The organism is Pseudoalteromonas sp. CnMc7-15 (genome assembly GCF_022347925.1).
GTDB classification, from domain to species: Bacteria; Pseudomonadota; Gammaproteobacteria; order Enterobacterales; family Alteromonadaceae; genus Pseudoalteromonas; species Pseudoalteromonas ruthenica.
Genome location: NZ_JAKRFT010000001.1, coordinates 671,735 through 683,978, shown reverse-complemented (window position 1 = coordinate 683,978; position 12,244 = coordinate 671,735). Strand labels below are relative to the sequence as shown.

Below are 12,244 nucleotides of genomic sequence, written 5' to 3'. Positions count from 1 at the left end.
TTACAGTTACTCTACACCACGAAGTAGGGCGTTGACGCCAACTTTCTCGCGTGTCTGTTGGTCCACTTTCTTGACAATAACGGCGGCATACAGGCTATGGCTGCCATCTTTGCTAGGAATGGACCCTGGCACAACAACGGCTCCGGCTGGAACGCGACCGTAATGAATTTGCCCGGTTTCACGGTCAAAGATACGCGTGCTTTGCGAGATGTACACACCCATAGAAATGACCGCGCCTTGCTCGACAATAACGCCCTCAACAATTTCAGAGCGCGCACCGATAAAGCAGTCATCTTCAATGATAGTCGGGTTAGCCTGCAGTGGTTCCAGCACGCCGCCGATACCGACGCCCCCCGAAAGGTGTACGTTTTTACCAATTTGCGCGCATGAGCCCACTGTGGCCCATGTATCGACCATGGTACCGTCATCGACATAAGCACCAATATTAGTGTAAGAAGGCATCAGAACGACGTTCTTACCAATATAGCTGCCTTTGCGTGCAACTGCGTTGGGCACTACACGCATGCCTTCACGTTGAAATTGCTCGCTGCTATAGTCGCTAAATTTAAGCGGCACTTTATCGTAGAACTGATTAACGCCATCGCTAATAGGCTGGTTGTCACGGATCCGAAAAGACAACAGCACCGCTTTTTTAAGCCATTGGTGCACCACCCACTCACCCGAGAGCTTTTCAGCCACCCGAGCATCACCTTTATCCAAACGCTCCAATACCGTATCTATCGCGTTTTTTACATCAGCATCAACCGTACTTGGGCTAATCGCGTCACGGTTTTCCCACGCGTTTTCAATAAGGGTTTTTAAATCTGCCATGGTGTCCTCATTAGTGAGCCGATTAAGCGGTGGTCGCTTCATTATCGGCATTTAGTTTTTTCCGAAGTGCCTGATGGATTTTAACTTGTTCTTCATCCGTCAGAGCTTGGTAATCATTATTTGAGACGACAAAAAAGTCTTCTGCGCGCTCACCCACAGTGGTAATGCGGGCGGCGTGTATGTGTAAGCGATGGCGCTGAAAAACCTGCGCTATTTTTGTTAACAGGCCAGGAATATCCACCGCTTGTATTTCAATTAAACTACGGTCTTTGCGCGCGTGCGGCCGCAATACAATTTTTGGTTTAATATTAAAGTCTTTAAAACGCTGCGAACGATTTTTCTTGATCCGGATCTTCTTCTTCGGATCCTGCATTATTTGCTCAAGGGCACGGCGCATGCCGTTGCCGCGACTTTTACTCAACGGCTCGCCATTCACTTCAAGAACAACAAAACTGAAAATGACATAGCCATCTTTGGTGGTCATCACTTGAGCGTGCTGAATCTGTGCTTTTTTAGAGCCAATGACGCTAACTAAACGTGCAAATAAGCCGCCGGTATAAGGGCTATAGGCAAAAACCTGCGTGCCGCCATGCATTGCACAATCGGAAACGGTGACACTTGGTGCGGATAAGTCCTGTGCATTGAGTAAGTGTTCACAGTGCCAAGAGATTTGCTGTTCACTAAAGGCGGTGAAATAATTGGCTTTAAAGCGGCTCCAAAGCAAGTCGATGTGACTCTCATCATACCCTAGATTGATTAACCGCTGCTTAGCTTGCTGCTTCTTATCACGAATTTGGTCGCGCATATCCATGGGGTTTTCTAGCCCTAAGCGCAATGCCCGCTGAGTATGCAAATACAGCTCGCGCAGCAGGGTGTTTTTCCAATCATTCCACAGGTTATCGTTGGTGGCACGAATATCGGCCACAGTTAGGCAATAAAGGTAGTCCAGCTGGCGCTCATTTTTCACTTTAGAAGCGAACTCATTGATCACATCTGGGTCGTTAATATCCTTGCGCTGCGCCGTGACCGACATTAATAAGTGATTTTCCACCAACCAAGCAATCAATTTACCGTCGGATGTAGGTAGGCGGTGCAGCTTGGCGAATGCAAGCGCATCGACTGCTCCGAGTTCGGAGTGATCGCCGCCGCGACCTTTGGCTATATCGTGAAAAATAGCCGCAAGATATAACAGTTCCGGCTTATCCATGCGGGTGACAATCTCACTGCACAAGGGGAAGTCGCTGACCTTGGATTTATCACTGTACTGATAGATGTTGTTAATCAGTTTATGAGTATGCTCATCGACGGTGTAAGCGTGAAATAAGTCGAACTGCATTTGTCCGAAAATATTACGCCACTGGGGTAGATACGCAGCAATGATGCCGTGTTTGTGCATTAAGGTGAACGCGCGGCCCATGCCGTTGGGGTGTTTTATTAGGCGTAAAAATGCATCGCGACAGGCGGCATAATCTTGCAAGTCACCAAGTAGACGCCGACGGACTTGGCGCATAGTGCGAATGGTGCTGGGGTAAATATGAGTGATTTGCGGATTACTGGCGATGTGCTCGAACAGCACTAACAGCTGATCGCGGCGGAAAAACACAGAAGGGTTTTTAACGCGAATTTGATGACCGATACACTCAAAGCTGCGGTCCAATTCAACCACCGGTAAATCCCGATGATCCGGTAAAATGGATTGCTCAAAATAAGACAGCAGCATTTGGTTGAGTTCACGGACCCGACTCATAATCCGAAATAGGCGCTTCATCATACGCTCGACCGAGGCTTTACCATCACTACCAAAGCCAAGTATTTCTGCGGCATGGGGCTGGTAGTCGAACAACAGGCGGTTCTCGCTGCGCTCGGCGGCCAAATGCAGAGCAAAACGAATATTCCACAAGTTTTCTAAGCACTCGAGCAGCTCTTGGTACTCCTCGTGGGTGAGGTAACCATGGTTGATGAGCTCTTCTAAGGTTTCGGCATGAAAGTGTTTTTTCGCCACCCAAATGATGGTTTGTAAATCACGCAGACCACCTGGGTTCTCTTTGATGTTCGGCTCGAGATTATAGGCGGTGCCATGGCATTTTCGGTGTCGTAGGTCTTGCTCTTGACGCTTTGCTATAAAAAACTCGTCAGAGCGCCACACCGGGGTTTGTAAAATATGCTGTTTGAGCTTTTCAAACTCGATGTGGTTACCAAAAATAAGGCGGCTTTCCAGTAAGCTTGTGGAAAAACTGACATCTTCACGCTTTTGCTCAATCACTTGCTCTATGGTGCGTACACTGTGACCAATTTCCAAATTCAGATCCCACAGCAGAGTCACAAACTGGCCTATTTTTTCACGCAACTCGGCGTTGGGCTCTTCGCTAACCAGCAACAGAAAGTCGATATCGGAGTAGGGGTGTAGTTCTCCTCGGCCGTAGCCGCCTACGGCAACCAAAGCCAGCTCAGGCTCATGGGCAAGGTTGCAGCAGTGAAACAGCTTGATCAATAAGCGGTCGATATACTCCGCGCGCGCACGGATGAGTGACCCTACCGGTTGTTTATCAAATTGGTTGCCCAGCCACTTATAAAAGTATTGGCTACAGGCCTTATATTCTTCCAACTCGTCAGCCTGCTCAAGCAGGTCTTTTAATTTATTCGGTAAGGCCACAGGTTTGCCCCTTTTTAATTAGCTGTGTTCAATCACGCGAGGAAGCTCTTCATCGCTGCGTAGGGTTAGTACTTCTACGCCATTGTCGGTCACCAACAAAGTGTGCTCCCATTGTGCTGATAGGCTACGGTCTTTAGTGATCACCGTCCACTCGTCTTTGAGCAGCTTACATTGGCGTTTGCCAGCATTGACCATGGGCTCAATGGTTAAGCACATACCGGCTTTGAGAGTCTCACCGGTGCCTGGGCGACCATAGTGCATGACTTGCGGCTCTTCGTGAAACTCTTTACCTATACCGTGGCCACAGTATTCGCGCACAATCGAGTAGCTAAAGCCTTCTGCGTATTTTTGAATGGCGGCACCGATATCGCCTAAACGCACGCCAGGCTTCACCATTTTTATGGCCAGATACAAGCTCTGTTGGGTAATCTCACACAGGCGCTTACCTTGAATAGTTGGCTGGCCTACATGAAACATTTTTGAGGTATCGCCGTGGTAACCATCTTTAATCACGGTGACATCGATATTAATGATATCGCCTTCTTTTAATGGTTTGTCATTGGGGATGCCATGACAAATAACATGGTTAACCGAAGTACAAATTGATTTTGGGAAACCATGATAATTTAACGGCGCCGGAATAGCCCCTTGCTCGTCAACAATGTAGTTATGGCATAGGGTGTTGAGCTCATCAGTGGTCACCCCAGGCTTGACATGTGGGCCTATCATTTCCAATACGTCTGCGGCCAACCGGCCGGCTACGCGCATTTTTTCGATTTCTTCCGGGGTTTTGATCACTGCAGTCATTGATGCTCCAATTGTGTTCTTTAAATAAGTTAAGTGCGCACAAATAGTGCACAAAAGATTGAGTCTTCACGGCCAATATGGTATAAAGCGCGCCGTCTTTTTACAAATTAAAATCACTTGCTTGTTGTTGGTGTTCGCCTATAACAGTGAAGTGCTTTATCTGTAACGAAGACACATAACCATTTAATATTAACACACACACATATCGACACATACACTTGGGTGCATCGCGGAATAACTTCCAAGGTGTTGGTGCTATGGGATATGTGGAGGCCTAACCCTAAACATTAGAGGAAAAAATACCATGGCAAACGTTTCAATGCGCGATATGCTTAAGGCGGGTGTACACTTCGGTCACCAAGCTCGTTACTGGAATCCAAAGATGAAGCCGTTCATCTTCGGTGCTCGCAACAAAGTTCATATCATCAACCTTGAGCAAACTGTACCTATGTTTAACGACGCGTTGACTTACCTGTCAAACGTAGCGTCTAACAAAGGCAAAATCCTTTTCGTTGGTACTAAGCGCGCTGCAAGCGAAGCAGTAAAAGAAGCGGCAGTTAAATGTGACCAGTTCTACGTAAATCACCGTTGGTTAGGTGGTATGTTGACTAACTGGAAAACTGTTCGCCAGTCAATCAAGCGTCTTAAAGATCTTGAGACTCAAAGCCAAGACGGCACGTTTGAGAAGCTAACTAAGAAAGAAGCGTTAATGCTTACTCGTGAAATGGCTAAGCTTGAAAAAGGCCTTGGCGGTATCAAAAATATGGGCGGTCTTCCTGATGCGCTTTTCATTATTGATGCAGACCACGAACACATCGCGATTAAAGAAGCAAACAACCTGGGCATCCCAGTAGTATCTATCGTTGATACTAACTCTAACCCAGACGGTGTTGACTACGTTGTTCCTGGTAACGACGATGCAATCCGTGCGATCCAGCTTTACACTAATGCAGTTGCTGATGCAGTTGTTGAAGGTCGTGAAAGCAACATCGCAGTGCAAGCTGAAAAAGACGATTTCGTTGCCGCTGAGTAATTGCAACTCGCTTGTCATCAAGTCTTCATCCTAGTGCGATGAAGACTTGATATTCTTATTTCAAAGTGACCTTGGTCACTTGCTCTAACACATTGATTTGAGGAAATTCCCATGGCTGTAACTGCTGCCCTAGTAAAAGAATTACGCGAGCGCACTGGCGCTGGCATGATGGATTGTAAAAAAGCATTGACTGAAACCAACGGTGACATCGATGCAGCAATCGAAAACATGCGTAAAAACGGTCAAGCGAAAGCTGCTAAAAAAGCAGGTAATATCGCTGCCGAAGGTACTATCATCATCAAAGAAGCTGATGGTGTTGCTGCGCTTGTTGAAGTTAACTGTCAAACAGACTTCGTTGCTAAAGACGACAGCTTCCTAGGTTTCGCTAACACAGTAGCGGACGCTGCAATTGCTGAAAAACTAAGCATTGAAGAGCTTCAAGCTAAGTTTGAAGAAGACCGCGTAGCGCTAGTTGCTAAAATCGGTGAAAACATGAACATCCGTCGTGTTGAGTACATCGAAGGTGCAAACCTGGCTTCTTACCGTCACGGCGAGCGCATCGGTGTTGTTGTTGCCGGTGATGCAGACGCAGAAACGCTTAAGCACGTTGCTATGCACGTTGCTGCTTCTAAGCCTGACTACGTTAACCCTGAAGACGTACCAGCAGACGTAGTTGAAAAAGAAAAAGCAGTACAAGTTGAGATCGCGATGAACGAAGGCAAGCCTGCTGAAATCGCTGAAAAAATGGTTACTGGCCGTATGAAGAAATTCACCGGTGAGATCTCACTAACTGGTCAAGCTTTCATCATGGAACCAAAGCAAACTGTTGGTGAAATGCTTAAAGAGCGTGGCGGTTCTGTTGCAACCTTCAAGCGCCTAGAAGTGGGTGAAGGTATCGAGAAGAAAGAAGAAGACTTCGCTGCAGAAGTTGCGGCTCAAGTAGCTGCTGCAAAAGGCGAGTAATCGCTTAGGTTGGAATTTAACCATGTTGTGTTGGCAATATAAGCAACTTGTTCAAGGCTTCGCGGGTAGCGGGTTTATCCCTCTATTTACGGGGTTGAAGCGATGATTTGCTTTTGCGTCAGACAGCAAAATTAATTAGAATAACCGCGCTCTTATGTACTCACATAGGCGCGGTTATTTTTTATCTCAATTCGTTATTGGCCAGGAAAATATGAATATTAATCGCAAACCTATTTTTAGACGTGTTCTTCTCAAGCTCAGTGGTGAAGCACTGATGGGAGATGAAGGCTTTGGTATAGACCCGAAAGTCTTAGATCGTATGGCTCAAGAAATTAAAGAGCTGGTAGAACTCGACGTAGAAGTGGGTTTGGTGATCGGTGGTGGTAACTTTTTACGCGGTGGCTCGTTAGCAGAGGCGGGTATGAACCGTGTTGTTGGTGACCACATGGGGATGCTGGCCACAGTGATGAATGGCTTAGCGATGCGTGATGCACTTCACCGTGCATTTGTAAATGCTCGCCTCATGTCGGCGATTCCTTTAAACGGTGTATGTGACGCGTATAACTGGGCAGAAGCTATCAGCCTGTTGAAGTCTGGCCGTGTCGTTATCTTCTCGGCGGGCACAGGTAATCCTTTCTTTACCACAGACTCAGCAGCCTGTTTACGTGGCATTGAAATTGAAGCAGATACCGTGATTAAAGCCACTAAAGTGGACGGGGTATTCAGTGATGATCCAGTGAAAAAACCAGATGCCACGCTTTATCGCCATCTTGCCTATAATGAAATTATTGAAAAAGAGTTGAAGGTGATGGACTTAGCGGCATTTACTTTGGCCCGCGACCACAAAATGCCTATCAGCGTCTTTAATATGAATAAACCTGGCGCGCTTAAGCGCGTGATCATGGGTGAAGAAGAGGGAACTTTAATTTCCTCAGAAGCCTCAAGCGAGACAAAATAAGTAGGATACTAGCGTGATAAACGATATTAAAAAAAGTGCGCAAGAGCGCATGCAAAAAAGTGTCGCTGCTCTAGGCAGCCAACTATCTAAAATCCGTACCGGTCGTGCTCACCCAGCATTACTTGACGGCATTACTGTCTCTTATTACGGCGCCGATACTCCGCTTAACCAAGTGGCTAACGTAACAGTTGAAGATTCACGTACATTGGCTATCAGCGTATTTGACAAATCGTTAGCGCAGGCAGTAGAAAAGGCGATCATGACTTCTGATTTGGGCCTTAACCCAGCTGCAGCTGGCACGGTTATTCGGGTACCACTTCCTCCGCTTACGGAAGAGCGTCGTAAAGACCTTATCAAGGTCGTGCGTGGTGAAGTAGAGAGCGGCCGCGTAGCTGTGCGTAACATCCGTCGTGACGCGAACAGTGAAATTAAAGCCTTGCTAAAAGACAAAGATATTTCTGAAGATGAAGCGCACCAAAGCGAAGATGAAATTCAGAAGCTAACAGATAAGTACATCAAAGAAATGGACGCGCAACTAAGCGCTAAAGAAGAAGAATTGATGGAAATCTAACGCCCAATTTATGGGCATATTGCTCATAAATTGCCATTAGGCTTGTAACGCCGTCTAGGGTATACTAGGCGGCGTTTTTTTGTGGATAATGTGAGTTTTATGGCTTTAGACGCACAGCAAATAGCACAACAATCGCTACCTAAACATGTCGCGATTATCATGGATGGCAATGGCCGCTGGGCACAGGCGCAAGGGCGTCCTCGTGTGTACGGACATAAGAAGGGTGTTGATGCGGTTAAAGATGCAGTGAAATTTTGCTCTAAGCTAGGTATTGAGTCGTTGACTCTGTTTGCCTTTAGCAGCGAGAACTGGCGTCGTCCTGAGGAAGAGGTCAGCACGCTCATGGAACTATTCATGATGGTACTGGGCCGCGAAGTTAAAAAACTCCATAAAAATAACGTTAAATTATCCATAATTGGCGACATGAGTCGCTTTTCTAACAAGTTACAAGAAAAAATAGCTGCAGCTGAGTCACTAACTGCTGAAAACACCGGGTTACGCTTAAATATCGCCGCCAATTATGGGGGCCGATGGGATATAGGGTACGCCGCACAACAGTTAGCGAAGCAAGTACAAGCAGGCGAATTATCAGCGGATGACATTGACGAGCATTCGTTGGCAAAGCATATTAGTCTTAATGAACAAAGTGAGCTGGATTTATTGATCCGCACTGGTGGTGATTTACGCATCAGCAATTTTTTACTTTGGCAGGCGGCCTATGCTGAGCTTTATTTTACGCCGACGTTGTGGCCAGACTTTAACGAGTCGGCTTTTGCTGACGCGATCGCTTGCTACGTATCGCGAGAGCGCCGGTTTGGATGTACTGGTGAACAAATAAAACAACTACTCTGTACAGCTCAGCCCTAAGTTGAAGGTATAACATTTGCTAAAACAACGAATTTTAACGTCTTTGGTGTTAGCGCCACTGGCCTTGGTGCTGGTATTTTTAACACCGTTAGACTGGTTTAGTTATTGTGCAGGCGCAATCGTCTTACTAGGCGCCTATGAATGGTCTGCACTAATGGGTATTTGTAAGCGTGTACAGCGCCTAGGCTATGTTGCCTTGGTCGGCGTAGTAGTCGCATTGATGCAGTGGCATTGGCCAGTCGATAGTTTATGGCAGCAAGGCCAATTGCTGGCAGATGCCAATTATGTGTTCACCTTATCCTTCGCCTGGTGGTTAGTGGCCACCATCTTGGTCATTCGTTATCCTAGATTCAGCGATGCTTGGTCACAAGGTCTGGTAATGCGCGGTGTGGCCGGGCTGTTGACTTTGGCTCCATTGTGGCTGGCATTAAACGTATTGCGCAGTGCCAATTACACCGACTCCAGCCAATTTGGCTCATTTCTTATTCTTGCCGTACTCGGCATCGTATGGAGCGCCGACATCGGCGCCTATTTTTGCGGTAAAAACTTTGGTAAACACAAGCTGATGCCTAAAGTGAGCCCAAACAAAACAATTGAAGGCTTCGTCGGTGGTCTCGCAAGTGCTGCTCTTTTTGTCGTGGGATTTTGCTATTTCAATGGCATCGACCCCAGCTTATGGCTTATCTACGGCGCTATGGCGGTGATTGTGGCGGCGTTTTCAGCCATTGGCGACTTACTTGAGAGTATGTTTAAACGCGAAGCAGGTATGAAAGACAGCGGTAAATGTCTCCCTGGCCATGGCGGCATTCTTGACCGTATAGACAGCCTAACGGCAGCCGCGCCTATTTTTGTGGTGTTCTACGCATGGACCATGACACTATGAGCAAAAAGTGGGTCACTGTATTAGGCTCCACCGGCTCAATTGGGCAAAGTACACTGGATGTTGTTAGCCGTAACAGCGAGCGTTATGGCGTCTTCGCCCTTGTCGCTGGCAGCAATGTGACGCAAATGGTTGCGGATTGCCAGCGCGTTAATCCAAAGTTTGCTTGCCTTAGTGACGATGTCGCCAATCAGGCGCTCACAGTAGAGCTCAATCGCTTGAAACTGCCCACCAAGGTAATTGATTACCGAACAGACCTCGCTATGGCCTGCCAAGACAGCGAGGTCGATATGGTGATGTCCGCTATTGTCGGAGCCGCTGGGCTATTACCAACACTGTATGCTGTGGAAGCTGGCAAAATTGTGTTGTTAGCGAATAAAGAGTCCTTGGTGATGTCGGGGCAGCTGTTTATCGACAAAGTAAAAGCGCATGGGGCGACGCTATTGCCGATTGATAGCGAGCACAATGCTATTTTCCAAAGCATGCCCTCTGGGATTCAAGGGCACAGCGATCAATGCTTGCACCACCATGGGGTGAGCAAAATTTTATTAACCGGCTCGGGTGGCCCTTTTCGTGAACGGCCATTATCGACCTTTGACGATATTACTGTTGCCGAAGCCGTTGCCCACCCAAATTGGTCTATGGGGCAAAAGATTTCTGTAGATTCTGCCACCATGATGAATAAAGGGCTTGAATTTATTGAGGCAAAATGGCTCTTCAACGCAGAGGTCGACGATATTGAGGTGGTTATCCACCCGCAAAGTATGATTCACTCCATGGTGCAGTATGTCGATGGCTCAGTGCTTGCGCAAATGGGACAACCCGATATGCGTACACCTATCGCTCATGCCATGGCTTATCCCGAGCGCATTGATGCCGGCGTAGCACCGCTAAACTTTAGCCAAATGAAAGACTTTAGCTTTCACGCTCCTGACTTTACCCGCTACCCCAACTTAAAACTGGCGATGGATGCATGTCGTGTGGGGCAAAATGCCACCACCACCATTAATGCTGCCAATGAAGAGGCCGTGGCGGCGTTTTTACGCGGTCAGATCCGTTTTCCTGATATCTACAGTATTAATGCTGACACTTTATCAGCGCTGACGCTTACGTATGATGCCAGTCTCGAGGGCGTGTTGGCTTGTGATGCGGATGCACGAACAACGGCGCAGCAATTAATTATAAAGAGGGCGGTTGATGTTTGAATTTGTGTGGCACCTAGGCTCGTTTATTCTCGCTCTGGGCATTTTGGTTACCGTTCATGAATATGGCCACTTTTGGGTGGCGCGCAAAGCGGGCGTTAAAGTGCTCCGCTTTTCTATTGGCTTTGGCAAGCCACTGGTACGCTGGCATGATAAATATGGCACCGAATATGTGCTGGCAATGATCCCCCTGGGCGGTTACGTGAAAATGCTCGATGAACGAGTGGATGACGTACCGCAAGAACAAAAGCATTTATCCTTCAACAGCAAATCAGTGTATTGGCGTATTGCTATTGTCAGTGCCGGCCCATTGGCCAACTTCCTATTTGCAATCTTTGCGTTGTCATTGATGTATGTCATCGGCGTGCAGTCAGTCAAGCCCATCGTCGGTGATGTGACAGAGCAAAGCCGCGCTGAAGCGGCGGGTCTGCAGGCGGGCGAACAATTGCTGACTATTGATGGTAAACAAACTCAAGATTGGCAAGAAGTCACATTGGCATTGATGCAGCACCTAGGGGATGACGAGGTGAATGTCAAAGTGCAAGCTGAGTCTGGTTCTCAGGCAGTGCGCACCTTAAATTTACAAGGCTGGACGCTGCAGCAGCGCGATGAGTCGCCACTGACGTCGATAGGTATCAAGCCTTACCGACCCGATGCAACGCTTACGCTTGCGATGGTTGCTCCGGACTCGCCCGCACACAGTGCAGGACTCAAAGAGGGCGATGTGTTGGTCAGTGTTGAGGGTGAGCTTATCAAAAGTTGGCAGGCCCTCGTCAATCGTATTGAGCGCTCAGCAGGGCAAGCATTGAACTTTTATGTTATGCGCGGTGCCCAAGGCCTTGATGTGATCATTACCCCAGCTAACAAGCCTACTGAAGATGGCTTCTCTCGAGGTTACTTGGGAGTGGTGCCGGTAGTTGAGCCTTGGCCAGAAGAGGCCATTTCAACACGCAGCTACAACGTGATTGATGCAGCTGGCCTAGGCGTGGCAAAAACATGGCAAATGATTAGCCTGAGCTTTGAGATGATAGCTAATTTAGTCACCGGGCAAGTGTCAATCAAAAATATCAGTGGCCCGGTGGGCATTGCAGTCGGGGCTGGAACTAGCGTAAGCTACGGCTTCGTTGCCTTTTTGAGCTTTTTAGCGTTAATCAGCGTCAGCCTAGGGGTGTTTAATTTGCTCCCCTTGCCGGTGTTAGACGGCGGGCATTTAATGTATTACGTAATTGAACTAATTCGTAAAAAGCCAGTCTCTGAAAAGACACAAGAAATTGGCTTTCGCATCGGTGCCATGTTGTTGTTAGCGCTTACCGCGTTTGCATTACTGAACGACATAGCAAGATTGTAAATAGGTACACCATCCGCTTAACGCGTCAACTGCGTGTTTTTTGAGCGTGATGTATAAAGAAACAGCTGTGTAAGCCAAACAGCAATGATAAGATGGCAGCCAATGATGCAGCCAACGGCCTACTCACCCAG

General features: G+C 47.5%; 11 protein-coding genes. 8 read left to right on the top strand and 3 right to left on the bottom strand.

Annotation, left to right across the window (positions count from 1 at the left end; all coding sequences use genetic code 11):
• Positions 1 to 6 precede the first annotated feature (6 nt).
• The 3 genes from dapD to map are packed head-to-tail and all read right to left on the bottom strand — an operon-like array spanning position 7 to position 4,291.
• The gene (dapD, locus tag MHM95_RS03110) at positions 7 to 831 is read right to left on the bottom strand and encodes a 2,3,4,5-tetrahydropyridine-2,6-dicarboxylate N-succinyltransferase (protein WP_026111377.1); all 825 of its coding nucleotides are present in this window, start codon (positions 829 to 831) and stop codon (positions 7 to 9) included.
• Positions 832 to 853: 22 nt separating this feature from the next.
• The gene (gene glnD, locus MHM95_RS03105; RefSeq protein ID WP_239384187.1) at positions 854 to 3,484 is read right to left on the bottom strand and encodes a [protein-PII] uridylyltransferase; all 2,631 of its coding nucleotides are present in this window, start codon (positions 3,482 to 3,484) and stop codon (positions 854 to 856) included.
• Positions 3,485 to 3,502: 18 nt separating this feature from the next.
• Positions 3,503 to 4,291 (bottom strand): type I methionyl aminopeptidase, encoded by a 789-nt coding sequence (map, locus tag MHM95_RS03100; protein WP_022946752.1) that lies wholly within the window; start codon positions 4,289 to 4,291, stop codon positions 3,503 to 3,505.
• A gap of 304 nt (positions 4,292 to 4,595) precedes the next feature.
• Here map and rpsB point away from each other — a divergent pair, with 304 nt between their 5' ends.
• From rpsB to rseP, 8 genes are all read left to right on the top strand, one after another.
• Positions 4,596 to 5,324 (top strand): 30S ribosomal protein S2, encoded by a 729-nt coding sequence (gene rpsB / locus MHM95_RS03095; RefSeq protein ID WP_022946753.1) that lies wholly within the window; start codon positions 4,596 to 4,598, stop codon positions 5,322 to 5,324.
• Positions 5,325 to 5,435: 111 nt separating this feature from the next.
• Entirely contained in the window at positions 5,436 to 6,287 is an 852-nt protein-coding gene (tsf, locus tag MHM95_RS03090) for a translation elongation factor Ts (protein ID WP_022946754.1), read from the top strand.
• A 211-nt stretch (positions 6,288 to 6,498) separates the two neighbouring features.
• Positions 6,499 to 7,245 (top strand): UMP kinase, encoded by a 747-nt coding sequence (gene pyrH / locus MHM95_RS03085; protein WP_239384186.1) that lies wholly within the window; start codon positions 6,499 to 6,501, stop codon positions 7,243 to 7,245.
• 13 nt (positions 7,246 to 7,258) lie between these two features.
• A complete protein-coding gene (gene frr / locus MHM95_RS03080; RefSeq protein ID WP_022946756.1) occupies positions 7,259 to 7,816 on the top strand; it encodes a ribosome recycling factor in 558 nt (185 codons plus the stop codon).
• Positions 7,817 to 7,897: 81 nt separating this feature from the next.
• Positions 7,898 to 8,683, top strand: coding sequence for a polyprenyl diphosphate synthase (gene uppS, locus MHM95_RS03075; RefSeq protein ID WP_022946757.1), 786 nt, complete (start codon positions 7,898 to 7,900; stop codon positions 8,681 to 8,683).
• Between the two features lie 16 nt (positions 8,684 to 8,699).
• Positions 8,700 to 9,566 (top strand): phosphatidate cytidylyltransferase, encoded by an 867-nt coding sequence (locus tag MHM95_RS03070; protein ID WP_138590905.1) that lies wholly within the window; start codon positions 8,700 to 8,702, stop codon positions 9,564 to 9,566.
• Positions 9,563 to 10,768, top strand: a complete 1,206-nt coding sequence (gene ispC / locus MHM95_RS03065; RefSeq protein WP_239384184.1) for a 1-deoxy-D-xylulose-5-phosphate reductoisomerase — start codon at positions 9,563 to 9,565, stop codon at positions 10,766 to 10,768. Before MHM95_RS03070 ends, ispC begins: the two co-directional genes overlap by 4 nt.
• Positions 10,761 to 12,113 (top strand): sigma E protease regulator RseP, encoded by a 1,353-nt coding sequence (gene rseP, locus MHM95_RS03060; RefSeq protein ID WP_239384182.1) that lies wholly within the window; start codon positions 10,761 to 10,763, stop codon positions 12,111 to 12,113. The genes ispC and rseP overlap by 8 nt, the downstream gene beginning before the upstream one ends.
• The last annotated feature ends 131 nt before the right edge of the window (positions 12,114 to 12,244 follow it).